This is a genomic window from Burkholderia sp. MSHR3999 (assembly GCF_000833595.1).
GTDB classification, from domain to species: Bacteria; Pseudomonadota; Gammaproteobacteria; order Burkholderiales; family Burkholderiaceae; genus Burkholderia; species Burkholderia ubonensis.
In genome coordinates, this window is sequence record NZ_JRFO01000004.1 from 95,954 (window position 1) to 122,632 (window position 26,679).

General features: G+C 59.4%; 33 protein-coding genes. 26 read left to right on the forward strand and 7 right to left on the reverse strand.

The window, feature by feature from the left end:
* Positions 1-15 precede the first annotated feature (15 nt).
* From KY49_RS35485 to KY49_RS13275, 20 genes are all read left to right on the forward strand, one after another.
* Positions 16-207, forward strand: coding sequence for a hypothetical protein (locus KY49_RS35485; protein ID WP_197083568.1), 192 nt, complete (start codon positions 16-18; stop codon positions 205-207).
* A gap of 42 nt (positions 208-249) precedes the next feature.
* Positions 250-837, forward strand: a complete 588-nt coding sequence (locus tag KY49_RS35490) for a DUF262 domain-containing protein (protein ID WP_080402604.1) — start codon at positions 250-252, stop codon at positions 835-837.
* A 108-nt stretch (positions 838-945) separates the two neighbouring features.
* A complete protein-coding gene (locus tag KY49_RS35495; protein WP_080402603.1) occupies positions 946-1,185 on the forward strand; it encodes a hypothetical protein in 240 nt (79 codons plus the stop codon).
* A gap of 32 nt (positions 1,186-1,217) precedes the next feature.
* The gene (locus KY49_RS13220) at positions 1,218-1,781 is read left to right on the forward strand and encodes a GNAT family N-acetyltransferase (RefSeq protein WP_080402602.1); all 564 of its coding nucleotides are present in this window, start codon (positions 1,218-1,220) and stop codon (positions 1,779-1,781) included.
* A gap of 24 nt (positions 1,782-1,805) precedes the next feature.
* Entirely contained in the window at positions 1,806-1,967 is a 162-nt protein-coding gene (locus tag KY49_RS37170) for a hypothetical protein (RefSeq protein WP_156162496.1), read from the forward strand.
* A 17-nt stretch (positions 1,968-1,984) separates the two neighbouring features.
* The gene (locus tag KY49_RS37175; protein WP_143134451.1) at positions 1,985-2,200 is read left to right on the forward strand and encodes a hypothetical protein; all 216 of its coding nucleotides are present in this window, start codon (positions 1,985-1,987) and stop codon (positions 2,198-2,200) included.
* A 24-nt stretch (positions 2,201-2,224) separates the two neighbouring features.
* On the forward strand, positions 2,225-2,464 hold the full coding sequence (locus KY49_RS13225) for a hypothetical protein (RefSeq protein ID WP_042585105.1): 240 nt from the start codon (positions 2,225-2,227) through the stop codon (positions 2,462-2,464).
* Entirely contained in the window at positions 2,448-2,672 is a 225-nt protein-coding gene (locus KY49_RS13230) for a hypothetical protein (RefSeq protein ID WP_042585106.1), read from the forward strand. Before KY49_RS13225 ends, KY49_RS13230 begins: the two co-directional genes overlap by 17 nt.
* A gap of 68 nt (positions 2,673-2,740) precedes the next feature.
* Complete coding sequence (locus KY49_RS37180; RefSeq protein ID WP_156162497.1) at positions 2,741-3,301, forward strand: hypothetical protein; 561 nt, start codon at positions 2,741-2,743, stop codon at positions 3,299-3,301.
* A gap of 33 nt (positions 3,302-3,334) precedes the next feature.
* Positions 3,335-3,508 carry a hypothetical protein gene (locus KY49_RS13235; RefSeq protein ID WP_230459378.1) on the forward strand — a complete coding sequence of 58 codons (174 nt, stop codon included), beginning with the start codon at positions 3,335-3,337 and terminating at the stop codon, positions 3,506-3,508.
* A gap of 78 nt (positions 3,509-3,586) precedes the next feature.
* Positions 3,587-4,459: a Fic family protein gene (locus tag KY49_RS13240; RefSeq protein ID WP_080402601.1), complete on the forward strand. Its 873-nt coding sequence runs from the start codon at positions 3,587-3,589 to the stop codon at positions 4,457-4,459.
* A gap of 7 nt (positions 4,460-4,466) precedes the next feature.
* Positions 4,467-5,045, forward strand: a complete 579-nt coding sequence (locus KY49_RS13245) for a hypothetical protein (protein ID WP_063889907.1) — start codon at positions 4,467-4,469, stop codon at positions 5,043-5,045.
* Positions 5,046-5,090: 45 nt separating this feature from the next.
* Complete coding sequence (locus KY49_RS37185; RefSeq protein ID WP_155122453.1) at positions 5,091-5,264, forward strand: hypothetical protein; 174 nt, start codon at positions 5,091-5,093, stop codon at positions 5,262-5,264.
* 95 nt (positions 5,265-5,359) lie between these two features.
* A complete protein-coding gene (locus KY49_RS13250) occupies positions 5,360-5,572 on the forward strand; it encodes a hypothetical protein (protein WP_407060386.1) in 213 nt (70 codons plus the stop codon).
* Between the two features lie 10 nt (positions 5,573-5,582).
* Positions 5,583-5,906 (forward strand): hypothetical protein, encoded by a 324-nt coding sequence (locus KY49_RS13255; RefSeq protein ID WP_042585109.1) that lies wholly within the window; start codon positions 5,583-5,585, stop codon positions 5,904-5,906.
* A gap of 72 nt (positions 5,907-5,978) precedes the next feature.
* Complete coding sequence (locus KY49_RS13260; RefSeq protein WP_042585110.1) at positions 5,979-6,299, forward strand: H-NS histone family protein; 321 nt, start codon at positions 5,979-5,981, stop codon at positions 6,297-6,299.
* Between the two features lie 16 nt (positions 6,300-6,315).
* Positions 6,316-6,540 (forward strand): hypothetical protein, encoded by a 225-nt coding sequence (locus KY49_RS13265; protein ID WP_042585111.1) that lies wholly within the window; start codon positions 6,316-6,318, stop codon positions 6,538-6,540.
* A gap of 13 nt (positions 6,541-6,553) precedes the next feature.
* Positions 6,554-6,868, forward strand: a complete 315-nt coding sequence (locus tag KY49_RS35500) for an H-NS histone family protein (protein ID WP_071768753.1) — start codon at positions 6,554-6,556, stop codon at positions 6,866-6,868.
* Positions 6,869-7,004: 136 nt separating this feature from the next.
* Positions 7,005-7,385: a hypothetical protein gene (locus KY49_RS13270; RefSeq protein ID WP_156162498.1), complete on the forward strand. Its 381-nt coding sequence runs from the start codon at positions 7,005-7,007 to the stop codon at positions 7,383-7,385.
* 228 nt (positions 7,386-7,613) lie between these two features.
* Positions 7,614-7,880, forward strand: coding sequence for a hypothetical protein (locus KY49_RS13275; RefSeq protein WP_042585113.1), 267 nt, complete (start codon positions 7,614-7,616; stop codon positions 7,878-7,880).
* 166 nt (positions 7,881-8,046) lie between these two features.
* Here KY49_RS13275 and KY49_RS13280 read toward each other — a convergent pair whose 3' ends face one another.
* Positions 8,047-9,456: an ISNCY family transposase gene (locus KY49_RS13280; protein WP_042585114.1), complete on the reverse strand. Its 1,410-nt coding sequence runs from the start codon at positions 9,454-9,456 to the stop codon at positions 8,047-8,049.
* Positions 9,457-9,519: 63 nt separating this feature from the next.
* On the opposite strand from KY49_RS13280, the gene KY49_RS37190 reads away from it, so the two are divergent.
* The gene (locus KY49_RS37190; RefSeq protein ID WP_156162499.1) at positions 9,520-9,672 is read left to right on the forward strand and encodes a hypothetical protein; all 153 of its coding nucleotides are present in this window, start codon (positions 9,520-9,522) and stop codon (positions 9,670-9,672) included.
* 151 nt (positions 9,673-9,823) lie between these two features.
* Here KY49_RS37190 and KY49_RS13285 read toward each other — a convergent pair whose 3' ends face one another.
* The 4 genes from KY49_RS13285 to KY49_RS13305 all read right to left on the reverse strand — a co-directional run bounded on the left by KY49_RS13285 (position 9,824) and on the right by KY49_RS13305 (position 15,990).
* Positions 9,824-10,327 (reverse strand): hypothetical protein, encoded by a 504-nt coding sequence (locus tag KY49_RS13285; RefSeq protein ID WP_042585115.1) that lies wholly within the window; start codon positions 10,325-10,327, stop codon positions 9,824-9,826.
* Between the two features lie 118 nt (positions 10,328-10,445).
* On the reverse strand, positions 10,446-13,241 hold the full coding sequence (locus KY49_RS13295; RefSeq protein ID WP_231636394.1) for a hypothetical protein: 2,796 nt from the start codon (positions 13,239-13,241) through the stop codon (positions 10,446-10,448).
* A complete protein-coding gene (locus KY49_RS13300) occupies positions 13,238-14,770 on the reverse strand; it encodes a tyrosine-type recombinase/integrase (protein ID WP_042585117.1) in 1,533 nt (510 codons plus the stop codon). Before KY49_RS13300 ends, KY49_RS13295 begins: the two co-directional genes overlap by 4 nt.
* 2 nt (positions 14,771-14,772) lie before the next feature.
* Positions 14,773-15,990 (reverse strand): tyrosine-type recombinase/integrase, encoded by a 1,218-nt coding sequence (locus tag KY49_RS13305; RefSeq protein ID WP_042585118.1) that lies wholly within the window; start codon positions 15,988-15,990, stop codon positions 14,773-14,775.
* 295 nt (positions 15,991-16,285) lie between these two features.
* Between KY49_RS13305 and KY49_RS37195 the strand changes: the two genes are divergently transcribed.
* On the forward strand, positions 16,286-17,107 hold the full coding sequence (locus KY49_RS37195; protein WP_156162500.1) for a hypothetical protein: 822 nt from the start codon (positions 16,286-16,288) through the stop codon (positions 17,105-17,107).
* A gap of 105 nt (positions 17,108-17,212) precedes the next feature.
* On the opposite strand, the gene KY49_RS13310 is transcribed toward KY49_RS37195, so the two are convergent.
* Both KY49_RS13310 and KY49_RS13315 read right to left on the reverse strand, forming a co-directional pair.
* Positions 17,213-17,956, reverse strand: coding sequence for a hypothetical protein (locus KY49_RS13310; RefSeq protein ID WP_156162501.1), 744 nt, complete (start codon positions 17,954-17,956; stop codon positions 17,213-17,215).
* A 182-nt stretch (positions 17,957-18,138) separates the two neighbouring features.
* Positions 18,139-18,726 carry a phage integrase family protein gene (locus tag KY49_RS13315; protein WP_042585120.1) on the reverse strand — a complete coding sequence of 196 codons (588 nt, stop codon included), beginning with the start codon at positions 18,724-18,726 and terminating at the stop codon, positions 18,139-18,141.
* Positions 18,727-19,056: 330 nt separating this feature from the next.
* On the opposite strand from KY49_RS13315, the gene KY49_RS37200 reads away from it, so the two are divergent.
* The 4 genes from KY49_RS37200 (at position 19,057) to KY49_RS13335 (ending at position 26,316) form a co-directional block, all read left to right on the forward strand.
* Positions 19,057-19,722: a hypothetical protein gene (locus KY49_RS37200; protein ID WP_157651376.1), complete on the forward strand. Its 666-nt coding sequence runs from the start codon at positions 19,057-19,059 to the stop codon at positions 19,720-19,722.
* Positions 19,723-19,796: 74 nt separating this feature from the next.
* Complete coding sequence (locus tag KY49_RS13325; RefSeq protein ID WP_042585121.1) at positions 19,797-22,577, forward strand: type VI secretion system Vgr family protein; 2,781 nt, start codon at positions 19,797-19,799, stop codon at positions 22,575-22,577.
* A 20-nt stretch (positions 22,578-22,597) separates the two neighbouring features.
* Positions 22,598-24,826 (forward strand): T6SS effector phospholipase Tle3 domain-containing protein, encoded by a 2,229-nt coding sequence (locus tag KY49_RS13330; protein ID WP_042585122.1) that lies wholly within the window; start codon positions 22,598-22,600, stop codon positions 24,824-24,826.
* Positions 24,823-26,316, forward strand: a complete 1,494-nt coding sequence (locus tag KY49_RS13335) for a hypothetical protein (RefSeq protein WP_042585123.1) — start codon at positions 24,823-24,825, stop codon at positions 26,314-26,316. Before KY49_RS13330 ends, KY49_RS13335 begins: the two co-directional genes overlap by 4 nt.
* The last annotated feature ends 363 nt before the right edge of the window (positions 26,317-26,679 follow it).

Consider the following 26,679-nt stretch of genomic DNA (forward strand, 5'->3'; position numbering starts at 1 on the left):
ACAAAGGAAAACGACGTGGCAAGTAAATACGGCAACATGCCCGCGAATCCGAATCTGATCGCGAAAGTGAGAGGCGACGCTGGCGAGTACCATGTTCTCGGCGTCGATTGGTTCAGTCATCGTGTACTGCTCGAGCGCACGATCACTAACGAGTGGGTCGATATCGCGAAGGTCGCCATCCAGGCGGCAAAGCCCGAGAACGAATGACATTAGAAAACGCCGGCTTGGCCGACATTGAGGAAATGAACGATGGCAGGACGAACGGACGAAGGGCTGCGAGCGATTATCCGTCCCTTACCACAAGCTCGATATGAGGTCGATACTCATTGGGGAATGCTTGAGAAGACGTTGAGCGACTGGTCTTCAGATTACGGCTTGGATCTGTCGCCGGATTTTCAGCGAGGCCATGTTTGGACCGCCTCGCAACAGCAACGGTACGTGGAAAACGTGTTACGCGGTGCTGTTCCGACAAGCGGGTTGACGATTCAGTTTAACTGCGCAAAATTCGAGTCACGCTTGGTCGAGCCGAACAGCGATCTTCCGGGTGGATTTCAAATCATGGATGGTCTGCAACGCCTTACCGCGGTTCGCGAGTTCATGGCGGGCAACGTACGTCCGTTTTCGCTTACGCTCGAAGATCTCGCTGGAACGTCGTTCACTCCAAAGGGCATGATCTATCGCCTTCGATTTGCAGTCTTCTGCTTCCAGTACAAGCGTGAGGTCTTGGATCACTACCTCGCGCTGAACGAAGGGGGCACCCCGCATTCGGACGAGGAAATCTCTCGAATTCGTGAGATGCGTGATCGTTTGGCGCCACTGCCGAAAGCACAGGCATGAAGGATCAAGTCGCCGCCAGATGAGTGTGGTTGTCGTTGGGTGGCGGTATTGGGTGTGAGCCACGCTCCGGTGCTAGCAACGGCTATGTCCATGCGATAGGAAAACTCCATGTTTCGACTGACCTGCCTTGGCGGAATATACGAACCTCTCGGTATGGATGAGATCTGCACCGTGATTTGCGGGCTGCGGGACGTTGAGTTTGACGTTCTCGATATGCGCGACGGTGGGAAATCGCATCATTTGACCATCGGCCCCACTGGTCTCCTTCACGAGACGTATGGCGCTCGTCCAGTGGTCAACGATGTCCGGTTGTTGCTGGAAACACCAGGTAGACCCGTCTACGCATAGGAAAACCCCGCCGCTATTTGTACGAGGACAACATGAAAGTGGTGACGCCGCTTGATCGAGTATCGCTAGCTGCAATTCCATCTGCGTTGCCGGGCAAGTTCTACAAGGGCGGCCCATACGAGCTCGATGAATTGCTTCGGGAGCCGGAGGAATATGGCGACGAAGAGATCGATTGGCGCCCAATCCAAATCGCAGACGCGCACAACGTCCCGATGCGTATCGCGCACGTTGAGGTCGCGTGTAGTCGACACCAGGCGAATACGTGCGATTCCCCCGGGTTAGGAACCCGAGTCGAGTATGTACTGAGATACCTATATCGGGAGGACGCCAAGTCAGCGATCACGGGCGTGGTCCAGCTGAAAATCAGCCACAGAATTCATGGACTGCAAAGGCTTTTCGAGGTTGATTGTGAAAAAGTCATCCAGACAGTGTATGTGGCACGTAGCAGCCGCGGAAGAGGTATAGCGCGCGTCTTGCTTGCGGAAGTCTTGGATGATGCGCCCGACGTTCGCGTTCACCCTCAGTTCTCAGACGACGGGGCGAAGCTCTTTGGTTTCGACAAGACCGGCAGGCGGAGCTCGTACAAGAAGGTATAGGAAAACGTTGCTGGAGTATGACAAGTGGAATTTGAAGATTTTCTTGACGCGGCCGCAAATGAGCTCGAAGCCGCCGGGATCGCTTACACGCCACAACTGAACACTTGGCTTGAAACACTCTGGCTCCGCGGTGTCGTCCCGCACCGTGTGGTGCAGGAATATTCGCACCGCGAAGTGCAGCAGTAAGGAAAGAATCGGAAAACATGATGAGTGAACATTTTCGACCGGACCTCGATGCGCAGGTGCGCGCACGCAAGATCGTGCGTGCACGCTTTCCAATGGCGACTTCTGCCTATGTCGAATCCGGTGCAGTCATCTACGACGATACGACCGGCAACCAACTTGGTATGGCGACTTCAGGTGATTGGGCAGTTGAGATTGCGTGGCAGGACGCCGCCCAGCGTGTGAGCTGCGGCTAACGACGGAAAACGCGAGGCGTGTAAATGACGAAGACATACGATGAGAAGCAGGTGCTCGAGTGGGCGGCGGAACTGACGCGCTTGGCAGGTCAGATCGCCGCAGCAAAGGGCGTTCCGAGCGCAATCGTGATGATCACCCCTCGTAACGAGGGCTATGAGGATGTTGTGCCCGAGCTGATTGCCGAGGACGCCTTGCATGTCCATACATACGGATGGCCCGAAGGTTTCGAGGTCGAAGTTCTCAATCGTGGCAGCACTGCTTGAATGCCTTCGTGAGCTACCTGCGAATCTCGTGATGCGTGACCTCGCGGCCGTCCGTGATGAGGTGGTAACGGTGGCCACGCACATCGAGCGCCTTCATCGCGACGAGGACGGATACGAGATCCGCATGGAGTCGCGCAACTACGGACGCAACGAGCTGGTGGCCGTCGGCCTGATCGGCGGGCCCGCGGTTTACCGCGAAGTGCGATAGGAAAACGCCGGCCGGCCCCGGCAACAAGGAACAAGGGACAAGGGACAAGGGACAAGGGACAAGCTACGATGAGCGAACGCAAGAAGAGTGTGGGCGATTGGGTGCCGTGGTATGGCGTCGCTGTATCCGCTATCAATGCTGGCGTGCTGTTCTACATGCACAGCCTGCCATTCCGCTGTGACGCTCTTGCCATCTGTATTTCGGGTGTCAACCCCTTCCAAGCGGTGCTAGGCATCGGTGCATGGTCCTTCACGGCTGTTGGTGCGTTAAGTCTCGTACGCATTTTTCGCGATCGGTCGACCAAAATCGGTAAGGTGAAAGTGCTGTTCCAACGAGGAGGCGAGGGGCAAAAAGCTAACGGTACGATTTTCTTCGACCAGCTGCGTCGCTTTCCTCGAATGTCGGAACATGACGACCGCGCCTACGCCGCTTTGCTGGCGCAGCACTTTCCCGGTGTCCCGGTCGCATGGTGGCCACGTCAAAGTCCCGAAGCTGTCCAAGCGTTTCTGCGCGACTGGTGCCGCGATCAGGGATTGGATTTGACGCTGGTATCTGAATACGAGCGTCCGAGCGACTGTTATTTCGAGTGGCGATTCGACTACGCGACTCCGGTAAGTCGTTGGGTTTGACCACGGAAAACTTGGGACGCGATGGTGTTCGACATGATGAAGCGCGAATTGCGCGAGCTGGTCGACCTTGTTCGGCGAACGACCAAATGGGAGACGCCGGTCGCGTGTGGGAAGGTGAATCTCGCGGACGTTTCAGCCGACACTCGCTCGGCGCACGACGCGCGCCTGGAGCGGATTGTTGAATTGCACGCCAAGTACGACTTGTAAAGGAAAAGCGAAAGCCTGCTTGATTATCCCCAATTGGGATATGTACTGACGAATAGTAAGCCCTGCCTTGAGACGCAAATGCCGAACCAAACTGCCACGCTTCTGAACACAATCGACGCCAACAAGGCGACGCTAGATGAGGCGCGTCCGCTGCCGCAGCACTCGGTAGCTTCGCTGCGCGAGAAGCTGATGCTGGAATGGACGTATCACTCGAACGCGATCGAGGGGAACACACTGACGCTGCGCGAGACCAAGGTGGTACTCGAAGGCATCACCGTTGGCGGGAAGTCCCTTCGCGAGCATTTCGAAGCAACGAACCACCGTGACGCGATTCTCTACGTTGAGGACATTGTGTCGAAGGGGGAAGCGCTGTCAGAATGGCAAATCCGGAACATCCATAGTCTTGTTCTAAAAGGTATCGACGCTGAAGAAGCGGGCCGGTATCGCCGCGAAAACGTGGTTATCGCAGGCGCTAGTACGACCCCACCGGACTTCATGCACCTGCCAGCTGAAATGGTCGCGCTGATCGACTGGTACGAGACGGCCGGAGACATGCATCCGGTCGAGCGGGCGGCGGAACTGCACACGCGATTCGTGAAGATCCATCCGTTCGTTGTTGGTAACGGGCGGACGGGTCGGCTGCTGCTGAACTTCGAGTTGATGAAGACGGGCTACCCGCCCGCGATCATCCGCAAAGAGGATCGACTTGTCTACTACGACTCGCTCGACAAAGCTTGCGCCAGTGGCGATTACGGCGACATTACGCGCTTAGTTGCCGAATCAGTGCAGCGCTCGCTCGACATGTATCTCGACGTGCTTGGGCTGCGTCATGCGGCCGCACCGGATACGGCTCCGCCGTCGTCGGGTTTTCGGACGTATTTTGGGAAACGGCTCCACAATGTCTTCGAGGACACGATTGACCTATCGGATAGATGCCCCGGGCACGCGTGAGAAAGTCATGCGATTTCTGAACGAAATCGGTATTCCGGCGCGGTACGAGAAGGGGGCCACCGGCTTCACGGTGGGATGTCGCATTGATCGCGGAACGCTGGCCGTCGACCCTGCTTGTCGCGTTTCGACAGTGCTGCACGAAGGCGCGCACTTAGCGATTACCCCGCGGTGTTTTCGTGCCTTGATGAACGGCAACCTCTTCGCCGGCCAACGAGAAATGCTGCGAATCATGGGTGAGACCGATTTGCATCCCGACGATCCGCTTTATCGCGCCGTCATCCAATGCTCGGACCCTGAGGCTACGGCGTGGGCTTGGGCAGCAGGTATCGAACTCGGGCTGCCGGGCGACGAGATCATCCGTGCCGACGAATACGGTGGTGACGGAGAAGAGATCAGGTTGGCATTGCAGATGCGTTCGTACATTGGTGTTCACGGGCTCGCACACGCCGGATTTTGTGAGATTCGTGAACGCAACGGCGTGGCCGCTTGGCCGCAGATGAAATTCTGGACGCAGGAAGTAGGGATGCCTGAGACCTGTACGCAACTCGCATGCTTGAGGGCAACTAGCCACTCGGACGAACGTTGAGCGTCGTGGTGCTTGAGAAATGAGATCGGAAACGGGAAAAGCGACATGAAAGCGTGGATTGAAAAGCACGGGCGAACTGTCGGCGGGGTGTTTGGCGTTGCTTCTGCCGTCACATTCTGGTTCGACCTCAAATTCGTCGGCGTTGCTCTCGCGGGTTGCGCCATCGTGTCCGTGGTATCGGCAGAGCGAGCGAAGAAAGCTGCGCTCGGTAACAATTGACGGAAAACAATGAAGACCGCTGCTGTAGTGCTCATCACCATTTTGGCGATCGCCCTAGTCCTGCTGGGCGTTGCGCCCCTCATGAAATGACCCGAATGAAAAACGAAGCGCTCCCTAACGGCGAATACTGGGCGATGTGCCGCGAGCGCAACGTGATTTCTGCCGCCGCGAACGGCCATAGCCAGGTATTTCCGAAGGCACGCATGACCGTGAAGGATGGTTGGGCCTTCTTCCAACGTGACGGGGTCGAGGTCTGGACCTGCAACGCAGTGTATGCGGCGGCGAATTTCAACGTACAGCCGGTATAGGAAAACTGCCATGCCAAATTTGACCGTTGCTGACGCGCTTCATCTCGCTATCAGCACACTGCGGGACGTCGCTGAGTCGCGCAAGATGCCTTCTGGCGTCGAGTTGGACGGAGCAACTGCGGAGCTACACGCGGACGCGGCTGCGGTCCTTGAGGCTGACTCCGGCGTGTCGATCGACGCAGCGAATCATCGAGCAGCCGGCGAAGCCGGCCGAGCACTCTACGAGCGGTTGCAGGCCCTGATGCCGAGCGACTACCCGGACGCGTGGGCCGACCTCGCGCCGACGTATCGAAACGCCTTTTCGGTCGCCGCACTCGGCACCGAACGGGCATAGGAAAACGACTTGGCGCGCGAGCGCCCCGCACGGCCGGCAGCCGAAACAACGCAATAGCAGGAGAGGAAAACAATGGCGGCCATCAAGCGCACCTTTTCGGATGTGAAGGCTCAAATTGAGGCATTGCAGATCGAGGCAGACGCACTACGCGCGGCAGAGATCGAGGCCGTGCTCGCCGACGTGCGCGCCAAGGTTGCCGAATACGGTCTGACGGAGCAAGACGTGTTCGGTCGTAAGCGCGCCGCCCGAGCGAAAGGCACTGCCACGGCAAAAGGCGTAAATGTGCCGAAATACCGTGACCCGAAGACCGGTGCGACATGGAGTGGAAAGGGGCGGGCGCCGGCATGGATTGCGAAGGCCCGGAACCGCGATCGATTCTTGATCGAGCAGTAAGGAAAACGGGATCATCATGGCAACACTGCTTGAATGCCTTCGCGAGCTACCTGCGGATCTAGTGATGCGCGATCTCGCGGCCGTACGCGATGAAGTTGCAACGGTGGCCGCGCACATTGAACGCGTTCACCGCGACGAGGATGGATATGAGATCCGTAAGGAGTCGCGTAACTACGGGCGCAACGAATTGGTGGCCGTCGGTCTGATCGACGGGTCCGCGATGTACCGCGAAATGAAATAGGAAAAACGGGAACATGAACTCCAAACCGATAGGCTACCTAGCCCTAATTGCGCAACGAGAGGCGCTGGATGCGCAAATCATCGCTGCTCGCGAAGCCGAACGTGAAGCGGCGATCGGACAGATCAAGGAACTGATGAAGGAGTTCGATCTCAGCGTTCTGGATCTGCAAGAGAAAGTGCATAAGCGCAACTCGCGGCGCATGTCGACAGTTCCGAAGTACCGCGACCCTGCGACAGGTAAAACCTGGTCTGGCCGGGGTCGGCAGCCAGCGTGGCTCGGTAGCGATCCCGCAGCGTTCCTAATTCAGCCCGACCTGCCCGCCATCTGAGTAGGGTAGCCGCTCCTCGATCATTGATGGGAAAACTCACCGCACTATGAATTTGCAACGACCACTCCTTGCCTTCACCCTCGTCCTCTTGTGTAGCGAGTGGGGTTTCGCGGCTGCGTTAACGAAGGCAAAGATCTTGCCGCCCTCCGTCGAGGCTAAGTGGATCGCGAACGTGAAGCATCACCGCACGAAGGACGGCCGAACCGTCGAGGATGTCCTTGCATACGTCGAGAAGATGCGACCGCGCAAATTCAAGGCAGGGAAATTTGACGTCGCATACAACGGAGCGACCGGCACCGTCGCGATCGGCTATTGGATCGGCCTGAAGCGATCGCCCGATGATGCCTTCGTGGATCTCAGCTACCACATGTCGCCCACCGGGCAGGTGATGGCAGTCCCGCCCGAGGAGGTCTTTACTACGGCTCTCGAGAACGGACGTGACACATTTTTGCGCGCAGTGGACGACGCATACCGAATGGATTGTTTGTCCGATCCGGATAGATCGCCGACGTGCTAATGCATAGGAAAACAGGATGAAACTCGGAGCAATCACGATCCGCTGTCCGCATTGCGGCCGGGCCGCGTTGGGTAGCGCAAGCAAGGGGATGTGGTGCTTCCACTGCAAGAACGGCACTGCTCGATAGGAATTCGGGGAGCTGGCCGCTGGAGACATCGCTGTCAATAGCTTGAGCCTTTTGAGCACGAATACAGTCGAGTCTTTAACCGCACGAACTGGAGACCGCACATGGGGGTGAAGTACGAAGACATTCCGGATAAGGAACTCGAGGTACTCGTGGAAGCCGGATTTCGGCACTACAGATTTCTTGGCTTGTCGAAACCTAACGGCCAGATCGAAGCGGATCAGGTGGATGCAGATCGTATCGCCTACCCACATCTGTGGACGCGAAAGGCAACGGGTGCCGGTTACGTCGATGATGAAAAGACGGTCGAATTCCTGATTGCCGTCACCGGGCTTCGCCGGGAAATCTGCCAAGCGTACTACGACGCGTGAGTTGTGTTGCATGTTACGCGCGCGCCACGATCAAGCATACAAAATTTTGTCAAAGCCAGATTCAAATGTCGTAGCGCCGGCTAAATAGAGATGTCGCATCTTTCATTGGTTTGCCGTCACTCAGCGTAGAAGGTCAGGGGTGAAGCAGCAGGGCGCTGGTGCCCGTTCAGATCGGGCTAGCAGACCGACGACCTGGTTTGCGAGGTTGCGGTGGCGCCTGCCTGCGCTCGGCCAACTCCACGATCACCTGTTCAACGTCCGCCTGCGTGAACTCGCGCGGTTTCTTCGTTCCCGGCCGGCGTTCCGATTGGCGAGCCTCGATGCCTCGGTTCGTGCGTGACGGAGAACCCGACGCCCGCCGGTTGTCACGCTGCGCCTGGATCGCTTCGGCCACTTGCAGCGCATGGCTCAGGCGCTTGTGGTCGATCACCGCGCCTTGATCGACCTCCGCCAGCTTGTCGTACTGCCGGCAGGACAGCACGGCGCCGTCGGCGCGAATCTCGATGCGCCCGTCCGGGTACTCCCACACGTCGATGTAGCGGTGAATCAGCTTGCGGTTCGCCGGCGTGTCGTCCAGCAAGTAGAGCACCCGGTCATACAGCACCGTCAGTGACTTCGTCACGCGACGCGTCTCGCGCCAGGTCAGCAACTGGTCCAGATCCTCGTCGTCCCGCAGCGGCCGGTGCGCGTCGAAGCCGGTGCGCGGCGGCTTCGCAAACCGCGCATTGTAGGCCGCGATGAAGGTGGGCGCGTACGCATTGGCGTCCTCGATGGTGTTGATGCCTCGCAGCCGCATCTCCTTCACCAGCCGGTCCTGCAAGGTCAGATGGGCACGCTCGACACGCCCCTTGGCCGGGCTGCTGTTCGCGCAGAACGTGTCGATGTTCAGCTCGTACATCGCCCGGCCAAAGTGCGTCACGCTGCGGCCGGTCTTGCTCGCAGTCGTGCTGCGGAACACGCTCGCCTTGTCGCTGTAGAGCGCCACCGGCTTGCCGTAACGCTCCAGATACGCGCGCGTCGCCTCGAAATAGCTGAAGGTCGATTCCGTCGCCGTGAAGTGCAGCATCATCAGCCGGCTGGTCGCGTCGTCGACGTACACCAGCAGTGTGCACTGCGGCGCCCGCGCCTCGAACCAGCGATGCTCGCTGCCGTCGATCTGCACCAACTCGCCCAGGCATGCGCGCCGCGCTCGCGGCTGGTAGACCTTCGGCGGGCGCTGCCGGCGCGGCACCCACAAGCCGGCGTCCGTCATCAGCCGGCGAACTGTCTCTGCTGCAAGTCGGATGCCGTGGCATTCGTGGAGCTTCTCGCAAGCCAAGGTCGGCCCGAAATCCGCGTAGCGCTCGCGGATGATCGCCAAGGCTCGATCAGCCAATCCGGCCGGCAACTGATGATTGCTCGATTGACCTCGCTTGCGCGACACCAGGCCAGCCGCGCCCTGGCTTCGATAGCGGTTCGCCAGCCGTTCCACTTGACGTCGGCTGATGCCGAGCCGTTCCGCGGCCCGCCACGGCATCAGCCGTCCGTCAACGACCGCTTCGACAACTTTGAGTCGATCCAGCTCGCGCATGCTCATCGTGATCGTGTTGGTGTTATTGGCCACGACGGACTCCCGTTTGAGCGTCAGGAGCCGCCGAGCATGAACCAATCAGGCGCCAACTACGACATTTCTATTTGGCTCAGCTACGACATTACTACTTGGTTTCTACACGATTTGATGTTGATTCTTGGCACCTATGGCATGGTGTTGCGTTGGTTTGTTTTTCAGGTTTTGTTGTATTTCTACGGGTAAAGCGGCCGAGTTATCCACAGGATGCCCACTTTACAGTGGATTTACTGTTGCGAACTCCTGGTGAGGCCACTTGTTGCGCTGCACGTGGTGGAGCAACGCAACAGAATGTCGTTACACGAGACGTCTTTGCTGGCTCCGTGTTGCGTTCAATTCACGCGACTTTGGTTTTCGGACTCACACCCAACTGCCACAGCATGTCGATGTTTTTCAGGTAGAGGTCAACTTTCTCGGGCGGGGCGTGGATGATCGAATGCTCGTGCCCATGGGTGCTGTCGACATGAGCGGACCACGGGTCCTCCAAGCATTGGCAGATATCGTTAACGTCGTCGATATATTCTTGCAGCGTGTTCGGCTCCCAATCGCGCACCACGTCGGGCGCCAAGAGCACCGTGAGCGTGCCCTTCCTCTCGCCGATATACCGGACCGGGGAGAGTAGCCCGCTGACGTAAAGCACCATGATGGCATCGATCACGCGGTCGTCGTGATCTTCATCCCAGATGACCGCGAAGTCGAGGAAGGCACACCGGTCGAGTCGATTCAGAAGCTCGTCGTGCCACACTGGCGCGCGAAGCACCGAGTAGTGGGTTCCTCGACCGAGGTTGCCGACAGGGCGCGTTTCGTCGTGCAAGGTCTGGAAGAAGGGGCAATAGGACATCAGACGCTCCTTTCGGGAGAGATGCGGCTTCCGCCGCGGGAACCCCCAGCCATTTCGTAGCTGAGGGCATCGAGCAAACGCTATCACGCCGTGGACATGATCATCGCCGTCTTGTTCCTCAACGGCGCTTTGGTTCCCTCGCCGGCATTGTCGCAACAGGTGCAATTGGTATCGCGCCGAGCTCGGCAAGCTTGTCGCGTGCCTCGCGATACTGCTCATAGAATTTCGCCCACTTGCTGAAGCCGCCGAGTTCGCCGACTGCACGCAGCATGGCAAGGTGCGACGCGGTAAGCAACTGCACGGTGGCTTCGAGCTCGGCAATCCGGATGTCCTTGTCGGCGAGCGACGCGGCAGTGTCGGCACCGGAACGCTTCGCGACTCGGCTACGCCAGCGCCGGTATTCCGACTGACGCTGCTGATACTCAGCAAGTAGCTTACTGCGCGACTCGCTGCGGGTGATCGACGATGCCGCCTTGATTGACGGATGCAGCCGGGCAACGGCGCGCGCTGTAATGTCCTCGTCGCTGGCCAGCAACGTTTCAAGAATCTCGCGCATCTGCTCGTCGCCGCTCGACGTTATTTCACTAAGCTCAGTCATCAAGTACTCCGCGTTGCGGCGGCAACGAGAGGTCGACGCCATCGGGGAAGGGGTGTTCGCCAAGTGGCGTTGCAAGCAGCCTCTGTACACCTGCCAGCCGCTTTTCGGCATGCTCGAGCTGGTTTTTCCAGCCGATGCTCGTTGAAGGACGGCCCTGATCGTCTCCAGCGCCAGCTTGAACTTGCCTTCGAGCCAGATGAGATTCTGCCGGTGCTCCGGGAGGTCCGTCGCCGAGAGGTGACGGCAGTCGGCGAAGCACTCGAGATGCTTTGGGCAAGGGTCGACAGTGAACGAGTTCAGGCAGTGCCCGTACGGAGTGACATGGAATCCGTCGGCTTCGGCACGCAGGTATTCGTACGCGGCTGCGTCGCCATCGGCGGCCTGGATGCGACGGAATGCATCGACGATTGGACCGCTGGCCTTGCCGCCCTTGATGAGCCTCGCAACGGTAGTCGCTTTCTCGCCGAGCATGATCTCGATATCCTGCGGAATCTCTATCTGCTCGAGCTCCTCGGCCAAGCTGCGATGATCGTACTCGTAGCTTTGCGCGACACTGCGCCGGTTGAAGCGCTTCGAGATGATTGTGTCGGCCACGCCCAGCCGGAACAGCTCAGTATTCTGGAGATGGCGCAGCATGTGAGACTCCATGCGCAACGCCCGGTCGTCATCGGTCAGCCCATACTTCTCGAACAACGTGACACACGTTGGATGCTCTCCCAGTGCCAAACCAATAAGATCATGCGCGGGCCGTCGCACAGACATATATCGGGTAATGTCGCACAGCAATTCGTTGCGCTCCTCAGCAAGCGAGCGCTTGGGCAGCGTGAACAGCAATTCCCAAGGTTGAATCACGCCGCTTTCCAGTGGCAACGGCGCAGTATCAGATGCCTTCGTCGGCGTCGTGAGCCGGATGTGTTCCTCGAGTTCGCCGATGTGCAGATACGCCGCATGCCATTCCATTCGTTCGAGGCGTTTGACCGGCGAACCGTCGCCATGTCGGAAGCATAGGTGGGTCTCGCCCTCAAGCATCGCTGTCTTCAGGCGATTTCCGAATTGGTAGACGGCCATGTCGAGCCTCAGATCGCCACTGCGCCGCCGCTCATGCTGGAATTCGTGTAGTTCATCAAGAACGGCGGGATCGAAGCCATCCCGATATCGTTCGATGAACGCTTCCCGTTCAATTTTCAGCCAGAACGGATTGCCCATAAGGCGTGTATAGATTTCGATGACGGGCACGAGGCCATCAACTGGATACCATGGCAGCAACCGGCCCGTTTCGCACTGCAGCTTCAGCGTCGCACGCAGTGGTTCCGTGATCCGAGCTACATGATCAAGTGTCTCTGTCAACAGCGTCCGGAACATCTCGGGCACGGGCTGGGTCGCTTCACGCAGTACCCGGCTGTCGGTCTCTTCTTCCTGCTGCTTTTCCGCGAAGTGGCGAACCATCAGGGATGTCGAGATACCGCCCGATTCGCCGGCTAGCCGTCCCTTCGAATCCAGATAGGTTCGCTCCCGCTTCCAGTCAACCGGCAGCAGCGCAACTTCGCCCGCACGCATGCCGGTCACGATCATCGTGCGCATCGCAGCGAACCGCAATTCGTCCATGAACGTGCGCGGCTTTTCGGTCATCACGATGCGGGTCAGCTCCCAGAACGCCCGACGCTCCGGCAGACGCTCGCCACGCTTACGAGCCTCGAGATCGTCGCGAAGCGCTTCCTTTGACCACGTATGCTTTGCCTTGATTGCGCTTTTGCCTTTTAGCCGCGGAACAGCCAGCGCCGGGTATAGCGGACCCGCGTCGCAGATGTGCTGGGCGTCAAGCACCACCTTGACGATGCCGACCACCAGGTCACCCAGCTTCCCGGTGGCCTGGATAGCCTTGCCAATGCGCACAGCAACGTGCAGGTCATCAACGGTCAGCTCCCACGGCTCCTTGTCCACACACGTCGCAATGACCCGCATGGGACGCGCGATGCACTGTGCCACATGTCCGGTCGTATTGCGCTTGAACAACAACTGCTCGGCAACTGCCGCCTTGACCAGATCCTGCCACGCGGCGGACAGCGGCTGTCTGGCTAGCGGTGCCAGGCCGCGCTCGACACGCTCCGCATTGACGATGGCCAATGCCTTTACCTCGGCGCCGAAGTCTCGTAGATAGTAGGTCGGAGGTGGCACATCGCCAGCAGCGACCGTCAGGTTCCAGCCGACACCATCCTGAGCGGCGCCTGCCGGGTCAAGAGGCATTTCCCAGCACAGCCCTTTTTCGCGGGCGAGAGTCTTGCCCAGATCAATGAACGCGGAGTAGTGGGAATTCATCGCTCCTCGCTTTCCAGCTCGTCGATGACCGTCTGTATTTCGGCGATCGTGCGCTGCAACTGCAGATAGGTCGGAGACCGGGTGTCGCCACGAGAGCTCTGTTCAAAGAACACGACCACCTCGCGCATCGAGGCCAGCACGCTCTCGTGCATCGCCTTGTCATGCAATGGCATGAACTTCCTGCACCCGTAGCACGACGTCACCGGGTTATAGGGGCACGCAGGCTGTCCCGATGTGCAACCGCCGATGCCCGCGATCGGAATGCCGTGAGGCACGCCAGCAATCTGCTGTTCACCTTTGAGTAAGGTGAGCTCTTCCGGGGAGATGAACCGGTCGCGCGCGATCTTTGCCACGCGTCGGTAGATGTCCGACGCGCCGAGCGCGCGGTTGACCCGTTCGGCATGGGACGCCGATGTCGAGAAGTAGACCAGGCCTGTTTTCACATAAGAATGCCCCATGAACTCGGCAAGCTCTTCGTGGCTGGCACCGGCGTCAACGAGCCGTTGTGCCGCCGTATGTCGAAGGTCCATCGCGCAGGCATCATCCCCGATCAGGCGTTCCACGCGGCGCGCAATACGCGACCCAGCCTCATGGTTCGAATCGACACCGAAGACGCGATCGCTTGCCTCGCGATGCTGCGTGTCTGCGTATGCCGCCAAGGCAATGAACAGCACCGCCCATTCCTGCTTTACACGACGGACCATCGGCCTTTTTCGAAGCTTTCCCCGTTGCTTCACCATAAGAAACGTAACGTGAACAGCCGGTTCGCCACCGGGCTCGGGATCCCAGATTCGTATGTCGCGCCTTGTCAGCATCGCGATTTGGATCGGACGCATGGCAAACTGATAGGAACAGAGCACCATTGCGGCGTCGCACAGCTCCTCGTACGCAAGACCGGACCGGCCCCCGGTTTTCACGGAGTTTGATGCGTCGTCGAGATAGCGAACAATCGCCGCTTCTTCGTCAGCGGTCAGGAACACATCGCCAGACCGCACGCGGGCATACGAGTCCGACGAAGGGCCGGGCAGGGCAGTGCTCACATAGGTCAGATAGGACTCCGACCACCCATACAGGCGATGTCTGCACAGAAGACGCAGGACCGCCTTGACGAAACGATAGGCGTGGACAACCAACTGACGGGCGCGCAGTGTCATCCATACCGTCGATATGCCGGTTGGGCCAGCTGCCACGATGCGTTCGACGTCGTTGGCATCGAGGTGCGTCGCCGCGTTCAGTACATTGAAGCAGGTCGAGATGTGCAGGTCTTCTCCCAACAGGAAGACCAGCAGGTGCTTCTGCAGGGTGCCATAGGCAGCGAGATACCGGCTAAAGTCGAGCCGGAACATCCGGCCGTTAATGTGAAGTCCGAACACATCAACCTGGCGGGCATCTGGTATGGAGCGTGGTTTATCCTCAAAGTCGTCGTAGTAATGGATGACGGGTGGCAGCTCCGGCAAGGCTGCCACCATCCTCTCGAGCAGCGATGACGGCTCGGCTTGCCCAAGCAAGAACGGAGCAACGCTTTGCATGGTCAGCTTCCCCGCGGAAGGGCACGCAGCACGGCCACGCGATCGTCGAACTCGTCGTTCCATACGCTCGCAAGCCGACTTTCAAAGACAGCCCTGGCATAGCGAGATGGCATGTCCGATTCTTTCGACCATCCAAAGAATGTGCGCAGTTTCTGCAACGCTTCCGGCATCGCGTCACCGCGCTCCAACAACTGATGAAGACGCAGCACGGCGCAACTGTGCCGGAGGTCATGGCACGTAACCGACTTCTTTCCGGTGCGGTCGTGCAGTTCCTGTAGCACATCGGTGGGCAACGCTTTCGATATCGTTGTAAAGATCTTCGTCAATGATTCCGTGGAGAGAGGGCCGCCAGTCTGGGCACTCATCATGAACGAATGGGAAGGCCGCCGGCGGTAATTTTCGCAATAGGTCTGCACCAGACGCGCCGTCGCGTCGCTAACGGGAATCTGCCTGACCGAATGGAGCGTCTTGATGCTGGGCTTTGAGTATCGGCTGTCGCTGTCCGCCTCTTCATAGCCGTTTTGCTGGATGTTCAGCCAGTACCGTGTCCGGCCCAGCTTGCGGTCATAGCCGCTTTTGATGGCGTCCGCCGGTAGCAGCAACAGTTCGCCGCGACGCAGGCCCTGATGGAGCATCAGCACGAAGGCGATGAAGACCCGCCAGCGCGTGTGTGCGCGTTGGAACGGATTGGCTTCCGATTCCGGATCAAGCATCTGATAGAGACTTTCGACGACGCTTGCAGGCAACGACCGAACCGTCTCGCTGCGACCGCCTTGTCGAATGTGAAGCTGGCTGTAAAGCGTCGAGAGCCGATGGATTCGCGCTTCGATCTGCCGCATCTTCGCGTCCGCCGATTTCGACAGCCAGTTGACCACCGACGTCACGAACGCCAGCCCGGTCTGCCAACGGTCCTCGTTGCTGCGCGTGGCGACAGGCTGGTTGCGCAGGCTCACGAACCACGACTCGAGAATGTCCGCGAGCCGTGCGTCATCTAGTTCGGACAGCGCGTCGTCCAACGCATTCGTCTTGAACGCACGGTCCGCATGCTCGTACAGGTTCTCGACGTACCGCAGCCGCATTGTCTGCGTGGACGTCGCCCATTGCGATCCAGCGACCACCAGCCAGGCTGCGGCCCAGTACCTCGGAATGTGATTGCCGTCGACTAGCGCGACACCTCGGAGCGCCCGCGGCACGGCGTCGGCACCGATCTGAACGAACATAAAAAGTTCCAGAACAAAACGCAACGGCGAAACTTACCATATGTGCGTCTTGCCGTTGCGGTATCTGGAGCCTCAGTGCCGCCCAACGCGCAACACTTCAGAACATACCAACAGCTTCGCTAATACTTATTATGTCAAGTCTTTGGGCACCCGGCGACTCCGCTTTGGAAGTGGAGTTGGTCGTATCGCGCCACGGCCCCGTGAACAGCTCTCTTCGAAAAAAACGGTTGGCGGGGCCGCCGGGGGTTCAGATTATGATGATACATTGAAACGATAAAATCATGAATACATCGTCATGACCTCCCTAATTGCATGGCTTGCGGCCGATATGAAAAAGGAAGGCCCACAGATTTCGGGCATTACGATGGCGACCGACAGTCGCATCTCGTTTCCAGACCGCCCGCCCGAAGACGACTGCACCAAATTGTACGCCTCGGCGCATCGACCCGAAATCCTTGGATACGTTGGTGAGGTTGACCTTGCACAGCCCGTTGCATCGAGCTTCATTACAGAGTCGCTTATTCCGGGGAGCGAATTCGATCCCCATGCTCGCTTGGTTAGGCTCACGACGTTGCTTGAAGCGCGCCGCGCGGAGCTGAATCGGACTTGTCTCGACACCACGCTTCTCTATGCAGCTAGGACTGGCGTCGGGATGAAGAAGAGCACGTTCCATCTCTTTTCGCTATCGTGGACCGAGTCGGACGGAAAAGTGCAAGCCACATATTTCCCGGTTGAACATACGAAGCCGAGCATGGTCGTCGAACTCAGTGGAACGGGACGCGCATCCGTTAAATATTGGCAGGAAAAGTGGTCAAAAGCGACGCCAGACCTTCACTACACCCGCCATTTCTTTTCCGCTTTCTGCGACTCGATCTGGAGCGGTAGGGATACGTTCTCCGGTGGCGTCCCTCAAGTCGCCGTGGTTCGCCGGACAAAAAATGGGCAGCCTATCGGCTTCGTCAACGAAACAGGCACCTATCTCAAAGGGCGCCTCCTAGCGCCCCCATACCCCTCTGATCTTGAATTTGTCAACGAAAATTATCAGTTCGTTGATAGTCAAGGCAATCCCACGGGCAAGCGGCGATTTCGTCCGCATGAAGCTCCGAGGCGAAAGTAGGTTCGACAATTATCGGCCGCAGCATACATCTCAGGAAATCGCACTCGCCGAACTGCATGTAATCAACACGACGGCGCGTCGGTTTGATGTCGTTGACGTAGATGCTCAGCTCGGCGCGCCACCGGCACCATTCTCGTCGATCGACCTGATCTCGCTCGGCCTCAGTCTCCATGCCTGGATCAAGTCATAGAGCTCGGCGTTGGCAAGCGGATCGGACAGGCTCATCAGCATCTGCCCGTCATAACGCGGGCGCCGCTCGGATTCGAGCATGCGTCGCAAGAACCGAGCCTCATACTCCGAGAAGAAATCGGCAAGTTCACTCGCTGAAAAAATCGACTCGCGTTCATCTCCACGATACGCGTGCGGATCTACCCAGGTCAGATCCCTCAGGCGTGCCCAGTCATAGAACCTGAGGTCCCAGAGCGCACTGTCCGTGCGGCGGTGATCGGCCACCGCATCGTAAAAGTGGAAAGTCTTCTGGTTTAGCTCGTCGCCAAGCCGATTCCCGTCTTTAGGCTCCAGTGTCCCAGCAAAGCAGTCCATGAGCGCCCGTGCAATTTCCATCGTCACACGGAGCGGCGCTGCCTTCGCCGGTGCTGAGTAACGCGTCGATTCCTTCACAAAATCCGTCGTCAAGTCAAACTCGACCATCACCGCTCGCGCAGCCCCGATCACGTTATCGCGTGACACCTCATCGCTGATCGCACCTGTGAACCTTCTCACGGCGTAATCCAGTCTTTCGATCCGCGCGGCGAAATCGGGGCCTACCCGCGCTTCGTCGTATTCGATCAGACGGCCGCCAATTCTCAATGTCTTGGAGCGCCACGACGACCGTGCTAGTTGATTCATATCATTTCCTCTTTTCGGGCAAACCCAGTTCGAAGCTTACGATCCTCAACCGTAGCAATGCGACGATCGTCGTGCAACCTACGACCGTGCATGCGATCGTGTACCCCGACTACGCTCGACCATGGGTTCAGTCGCTATCGATCCGCCTGCCGCACCAGCGGGCGAGTGTGATACCTCGCGCTTTACGGTCGCGCCCGTTTCTGTTCCGTGGTCACATAGATCGTTGTGGTCTGCAGCGACACATGCCAGAGGTCCGGCAGTTGGTCGATCAGGCGCTCGAGCGTGCGCGTGACGACCCGGCGTGCCGCGCGTGGCGAATAACCGGCGAGACGCTGCGCCGCACGGAACCAGCGCAGGCGCCGCGCGCGGATCAGCGCAAGCAGCTCGGCGAAGGTGGTCGCGCTGGCGGCCGCGAGCCGCGCGACGAGCTTGGCGTCGAACCAATCGTCGAGCATGTGCTCGGGTCGCGGCGCCCCGACGAGACTGGCCTCCATGCGCGCAAGCGCCGCGTCTTGCCGGTCGCGCGGCCGGCGATTGCGCGCGACCTTGCGCTCGATCGCGGTTGACGAGACCGGCGGATAGGTCTCGACGTACAGCGCGCCGAGCTCGCGCTCGCTGTAAACCGCGTCCGGATCCACCGCGACGGGCACCGCCTCGGGCGTCGGCATTTCCATAGCCCTCCCCGCCGCGGCGCCCGCGTGCACGTCGCGCCGCAGGCTACCGGGTTTCAGGCGCAGGAAGTGCACGGCGATCGTCAGCGTATCGCGCATCCGGATTCGCGCGGTGGGCATGCGCGCTCGCAAAGCGCATGGGCAGTCGGCGTAGCGTATTGGCGACCAGAGGGTGGCGCAGATGAGAACGCAACCGGGAATGGCGATCGAGATTACCGCGCGTCTTCATCGCGTCGATCGCATGGGTCGACTGGCTACCGCGAAGGTCGGTCGGGGCCACGGCTGTGAGATGAGCATGGCATTGCCCCCCGGCCGGCACGGGCAACCTGAGGCTGCGACGTAACATTCATTGACGATCTGTATTGAGCAGACCGCCTAGAATGTATTGGCCGAATCGTCGTATGATTTAATAGCCGGATTTCACATGCATTGATGACCTCCGCAGCCCATCGTTTCGACGGCACCGCGGCGGCGAATCAGGAACAGCCCGTTTTTGTTCTGACGACGCCAACGTGCGAAAAGGTGACGTCTGTTCTGGCCGATTCGTCACGCTTCGGCCCGGCAGTCCGCTGTTTTTTGTCGCCTTTCGATGCACTGCTGGACATGGTGTTTTTGCAACGACGAAATCCGGACGTTGTTGCCGCGGTGCTCCGCTCGAGTCGCTTGCCGTCAGCGATTTTCTACTCAAGTTGCTTTCGTCAACGGCCACTCTCGCTGCACGTTGCTTGGCTGGCGCATGAAAGCCGCCTTGTTTCCGACCAAGATGGCCGACTGATCCGTGCGGCTCGCGCGCAGGCCGGACAGTGGCGAAGGCGGCGACAAACACCGGACGTGATGGTGATCGAAACTGGCACGTTGGCGGTGCTTGATCGTTTGCACGAGCGCGCTGGTCTGTTCGCCTGGCGCGACACCCTGCAGATCGTGCGTCGTTGGGTTGCCTCGCCGGCTGAAGAAGCCGCCGCGCTGCGACGGGCGGTCACTGCGCTCGACGCTATCGAGCCGACTGTTGTACCGGCGGGTGCCGCCGAACAATTAGCGCTGTACGACCCGGAAGGAGCGCGCTGGCACTTCGTGTCGCGCGATTTGATCCTCTGACGCAGCGCGCAGTCTCGAACGAACGTCAGAGGTCTTGCCTCGCAAGATCTGAACAAGAAACAGAGAGGGCCGAAGTGAGCATCAGCGAAACAATCAGCAGCTTCGCGTCGGGCGCGGTCGACTGGAATCGGCGACCGGTCGCGTTGAATTTCGGGCGGCTGCAAGGGACATTAGGGCGCTTGCTGGCGCTTCAGCACGCAAACATTCATGAGGGTTTGATGACCGGCATCCTCGGACATCTCACCTGTGTGTCGACGCGACACGACCTGTCGCCGCGGCTGTTTATTGGCGTCCCGGTCTCGGTGCGACTCGTGACCGACCGCGGCCAGCTGCACGTGATCAACGCCATTATCCAGAACGTGCAGATCGGCCAAAGCGATGGCGAACTGTGCGTGTACCAGTTGACGATCGTCGACGCCCTCTCGCTGATGGACAAACGCACAAACTCGCGTGTATTCCGGAAGCAAAGCGTTGTCGACGTCCTGGCAGTGATGTTCAGCGAGTGGCGGCAGCGCAGCCCCGCCCTCGCCCACGCGTTTGAGTTTGACTTGTCCTTTCTGAATCGCGATCGCTATCCGCCCCGCGAATTGACTCGACAGGTGAATGAGTCGGACACCGCGTTTGTGCGCCGTCTGTTGCGCCGCGAAGGGATCTCGATTTTCGTGAAGGCCGGCCCCGTAAAGGGCACCTCGAGCGCACAAGACGACACACCGGTCCACACGCTGGTGTGTTGCGACAATCCCGACTCGCTGCAGGAAGCGCCGGCCGGGACGGTACGTCTTCACCCACGCGATGCCGGCACCGAAGAGCGCGATACTGTCACGCTGTTCGCATTGCACGCGCGCCTGGTGCCGGGCGCAGCCAGCCGCCCATCGTGGGACTATAAGAAGGCCCGTATTGACGAATCGACCGTACTCGGTGGCGTCGATCAGGGCGAGGCTGGCAACGACCTGGCGACGCTCCTGACGGACGTGGCGATCGATATCCCGCACGCCGGGGACTCCTGGGACGATCACGAGCGCCTCACTCGCGCCAGAATGCTCGCGCATCAGTTCGAAGCCGAGCAGTACGACGGCGCGAGTGGCGTTCGCGACCTCGCCGTCGGGACGTGGATTACGTTGACGGGCGATCCGGAATTGGACATGCAGTCGCCTGATAAGCGGCAGTTCGTCATCACGTCGATTCGTCACGACGTCTCGAACAACCTGCCGAAAGGGCTGACGGAACGCGTGCACATGCTGTTCGCGGCAAGCAGGAACCTTGCATCTCCTTCGCCTGCACAGTTGCCGCCCTCTTCCGCCGAATCGGATACGCGCTACGAGAACACCTTCACCTGCGTGCGCCGCGGCACACCGATCACGCCGGCGTACGATCCGAAGCTCGACCTCCCGCCCGTCCACCTGTTGACGGGCGTGATCGTCACACGCGACGGCGACGAAGTTGTGAGCGACGAGCTCGGCCGGGTCTATGTGCGGATCCACGGCCTGGATCCCGCAGACCACGCGCATGCACAAGGAGCCGGTACGAACGACAATGCCGGAGACAGCGCACCGATCCGTGTGGCATCGAGTCTAGCGGGCATGCAATTCGGCGCGTCGTTCCTTCCGCGCGTCGGAATGGAGGTTTTGCTCGGCGCGATCGGTGGTGATCCCGATCGGTTGGTCATCATCGCGGTCCTCGGGAACGGTGCGAATCCGCCAGCGGCGTTCACGCACACCGGTTCGCTGCCGGGTAACCGGTATGTGTCAGGAATCAAGACGAAGGAAATCAAAGGCCAGCGCTATAACCAGTTGCGGCTCGACGACACGCCGGGCCAAATTTCCAGCCAGTTAGCGAGCGAGCATGCGCATTCCCAGTTGAATCTGGGCTACCTGACGCAGCCGCGCCAGGACGGCCACGGGAAAGATCGTGGCGAAGGCGCCGAGCTGCGTACCGACGCGGCGGCCGCGCTGCGGGCCGCGCAGGGGATCTTGCTGACGACCTACGCACGCTCGCAGGCAAGCGGAGGCCAGCTTGACCGCGACGAGCTACTGCAGCTGCTCGGCGAGTGCACGGAGCTGTTCAAGTCGCTGGGTGATTATGCGGGCGAGCATGGTGGACAGGCGACCGATACGGCCGGCCAGCAGGCGATCGCCGCGGCGTTCAAGAGCTGGGCGCCAGCCGGTGGAGCATCGGAAAGCGGACCTGGCGCCGCAGGCGGCTCGCAGGCGCTGATGGCGTTCGGCGCGCAGGCCGGCTCGGTCGCGGTCACCCCGAAGACGCATGTGACGTATGCCGGCGAAAACATCGACCAGGTCGCGCAGCAACACGTCCAGTTGACCAGTGGCCAGCGCATCAACCTGCATGGCGGCCGCGGTGTCGCGATGTTCGCCCACAGCGATGGCGTCTCGGCGATCGCGAATCAGGGCAAGGTGATGCTGCAGAGCCAGAACGATGACACGCATATCGACTCCGCGAAGAACATCCAGTTCACCGCCGCCGCCGGCAAGCTCACAGGCATGGCGAACGATCAGGTGGTCTTCACGACGTCCGGGGGCGCCTACCTAAAGCTGCAGGGCAGCGATATCGAGCTGGGGTGTCCAGGCAAGTTCACGGTGAAATCGGCTGGGCACTCGTGGCAAGGGCCGGCCAGCATGAGCACCGACATGCCGAAGTTCGATCATGCGCCGCTCGGGCGCGTGCCCCAATTGGTTCGAGCGTCCGACGGCAATCCGATCGAAGGCTACGTCGGCGAAATCCACAAGGCAAACGGCGAAATCGTAAACGGCCAAACGGACAGCGCCGGCACGATGGCTCCGATCGATCACGACCAGTTCGAACAGGTCGTCGTGAAGTTCTTCAAGAAAGACGCTTAAACGCGCGACAAGGTACGATCATGCCCACATCACAACGCAGTCCAGTCGCGAGCGCCAAAGGCACGGTGCTGCCCGACAAACAGAAGAAGCTGATTGCCGTCAAACCGATGCCGCTACCCGGCGTCGTGATTTTCGTGCACGGCGTCAACTCCGAGGGTGAGTGGTTCGGGCCGGCCGAGCAAGGGTTGTGCCGCGGCCTGAACCGGCGCCTCGGGCGGCTCGATGACCAAATGATGTTCAAAGGACCGGACGGGGGGCAACTCACCCCGGCTACTTACATCAAGTCTCTGACGAAAGATGGGTTCATCAATCCGAAGATGACACCGCAAACCTATGTGCAGCCCGATCCATCGTGGTCACCGGTGATCCATTTCCGCTGGGGGCATAAGGCGAACAAGGAAGAGCTGCAGGAGTTCGGCGGAAGCATTTTCCTGAACGAACAGAATTACTGGGGTGGCGGCCCGTTCGCGAATGGCTGCTCGAGCCTGCCGGATTTGTGGAATGCCGGTGTCAACGATCGCTTGTTCCTGTGGTTATCCATTCAGGATATGAACCCGGTCGACGCGCGCATGGTGTACTCGACGCCTTCGCGCCAATACGGGGTGATGGCTGCGCTGCGTCTGGCGAAGTTGATCGAGTCGATTCGCAAGAAGCAGGCGGATTGCCCGATCACGGTGGTGTGTCATAGCCAGGGCAATATGGTCGGGCTCACAGCCGCCTTTCTGGGTGACCAATTGCCGGATGTAAAGGACGGCCAGGGAAAGTCTGGGCGTTGCGTAGCCGACGCCTATGTCCTCGCCAACGCGCCGTACAGTTTGGTCGCTAAGCTCGGAACCGATTCTTGGGCGCAACGTGGCGTGAAGGACTCAGAGGGCTGGCGCGGCCGCCAAACGTGGGAAGCGCGCGTGCACACGTTGTCGAATTTCTTCGACATCATCCGCGCGCGGGCCGCTCTCGAGCCGACACCGGCCGATATCGATGAGGAAATGGCTAACACGCGCACATCCGCGTCCGGCAAATCCTATTCTGCGGTCGCCGATCGGGAAGCACATGGCCTCAAGGTCTGGGGGCAAACAACCATGACGCCGGCTGGCTACGGTAACACCTATCGGACATATGGCCGCGTCACCCTGTACTGCTGCCCGCACGATCAAGTGGTCTCAGCAACGACCGTGCAGGGGATCGGCTGGCGCGGCTTGACCGCTTACGAGATAGAAGTCACGGGCGGCGCTGATTGCTTCACTCAGCGGGTGTTTGCATCGGGCTACCTTGTCGGTCAAGCCCCCGGGGGGTACTACGATTACACGAAGAATGACTGGCGCTACCAGAAAGGAAAAACGCAAGGCTTCTGGTATCCCCCATCGCCCAAAGCGAAATTCTCGATCATCAAGTCGTTGACAAGCCGGACCAACCTTCGCGACATGATCGGTATTTGGCAGATGCGGGGCTTGGGCCCAATCATCAACATGGCGGGAATCGCAGTCAATGCGACTCCTCCGGAATGGTGGGCGATTCCGATCGACGCCCCAAAACTGGATCACCAGTTCACCCCGGTGGCAATGAAGTACGGCAAGCCAATCGCACCCGTCCACGACGGCCCGGCGGCAACCAGCCTCTTCAATGAGGGCAATGACCCGACCGCAGCCGCGCGAGACAAACATAAGTCCGCATCCGAAAAAAAACCGGGCGATGCAATCGACGACTACAAGGGTGCGACGCCGATCGGCAACGAGGACAGTGAAGCGGATCTGCGGTACGAAATGCATGCGGTCGTTCGCCAAACGGTTCGCCACAGGGAGCAAGGAAACAGTGCACTAATCGACGCGGACGGCAATGTCGTCTCGGAACAACCGGGTTTCAACGCGGGCGGTAAGGCCAAGCAGTATTCGAGCGCCACCGTGACGAGCTACCTGGGTAAAACCGAAAAGAACAATCCGACGAACCACTCGACCATCATGACGAATGCGGATCATGCGGAGCACGCGCTTGCCTACGATGTCGCGATCGGCGTGTGCCGGCTAACCCCCGATGACTGGACTGCATTGCGCCTTGAGGCAGATTGGCGGTTTGGAGGTGGACTTGACAAATCCAATCCGCACAAAAAATACGCGGAATACTTCAACCGAGGAAAAATGAACAACGAGTTTCTTTCGCGTTGGATCAAGACGGATTCCGAGGCGCACATGCCAAAGAAGATCCAGGATGAGCGCGACGGCGGAATGTTCCTCGAGGTAGCGCAATTCCTATGAGTACACTCCCTTCGACTTGGCCGCGACGTCTTGGCGTCGCACTTGCCATTCTGATCGTGTCTGTCGCGGTCACCGCAACGTGGACGTATCATGCTCAGCAGGCTGCGCCGCAGCCGCTCTCGGTTGAGGAATGGATGAAACGATTGATTGTGTTGCCGCTTCTGGTCGTGGTCGCCGTGTTGGCGCTCTGGGCGGGTCTTCGAAAGTCTGGCGGAGAGAAGACCGCGGCGGCGGCGACGAGCTCGAGCGTGGCAGTGGCCGCGCCAGTACCCAATCAACCATTCCGGGCCCAGGTGGTCGGACTCGCGTGGCTCAATCCGCTGCAGCGACGCGACTATCCGACAGAATGGCAGCTGTTGTGGACGATGGGACTCGTTCAGCCGAACGAAAACGATGACATGGTGAAGGAAGATCCAAAGAGCTTCACCACGCTCCAGCCGGTCGCGGGCGTCGCTTACGGCAACAACGGCCGCGAAACGTTTGATGGCTTCTACGAAAAATACGTCGACAAGCTTCTGACGTTGTTCGGCGAAATCTATGTGATGAGCCCAGCGTACTTCTACAACGTCCACTCGAAGGATCGGACGGGGTGGCGAGAGCTCGCGGGTACCCATATCGAGTTCGCCATTCCTGAAAAGCGCCTCGATCCGGAAGAATCTCGGCAATTCTTGGTGAAAGACTTTGTGTCGATGTTTGAAATCGGCAATGAGGATGCGCCGACTCTTTGGAGCAAGAACGTTCCGCCAGATGTCCATATCACCCCGGGTGGGCCAAACGCTGGATTTACCTCGCTGAACCGCGCGCTTGAATTTCTGGAAGCGCATCCCGACCAGAGCGTGTGGGTGATGAACTGGGATGCGCCGAGTTTTCCGCCGAAAGACAACCAGATGAACGAGAACATGGTGTTGCTCGTTCTCACGGGGCCGGCCTTCAAGACCGAGCGAGAACCACTCGCGTGGATTGGCCGGGCGGCTGTCGCCAATGTGAATGACTTCGAGAAGAAGGCCGGCACGACGCGCTCGGTCCAGGCGTGGAAAACAACCATCGAACAGGCCGCGCATAACGCAGGCGTGTCGACGGCCGATCTGCATTATGTGATTCATGATGCCGGCAAAGGCAGCGACGCCGCGTCTGCCCGCCTCGGTGCATTGTCGCAGACGTTGACCGAGGTGCTGCCGGAATACGATTACCAGAAGCAGACGTTCAATACGCCCGCGCTGCTTGGCGAGATGGGTGCCGGGACCGCGTTGACGGACGTGGCACTCGCGATCGGTCGTGCCAACCATCTCGGTGGCAATACCTTGGTGGCCGGCACGACCGATCCTGTTCGCCCGACAGCGGTCGTTGTTGTCCAGCCGACGAAGCTGAATCCGGTCGATCCCAAGAAGCCGTGGTTCCGCGCGGCTGGCGAAGGCAGTGCTTATCTGCCTTGGTGGGGAAAGCGCCACGACGTCGATTACAGCCGGTATGGGCAAGGCTATAGCTTCTAGGCGCGCGGATGATGCTTTGCTTCGGTTGGCGAATGCGACCCACTGGTTGGCGTTTCGTCCGTCTTGTTCATAGAGGGGTGCACAATGGAACCGGGGACGTACAGGCCTTCTCCTCATCGTAACCTATTGGGGTGGGGCGGAATATTGCTTGTCGGGGGAATTGGTCTTTTCTCTTTCGCTATCGTTGCTCTGGCCATAGGCGTATTTGACAAGTTTCAGATTCAGAGCGACGCACAGGTGACTTTTGTGATATCCGTGCCGGTCCTTATCGCGGCTATTGGCTTTGTCCTGATCATCGTGGGTCTGTTCAAACGATTCAAAACGCGCGCTTGAACTAACACGAACGCGGGGCGAATTGTCTCG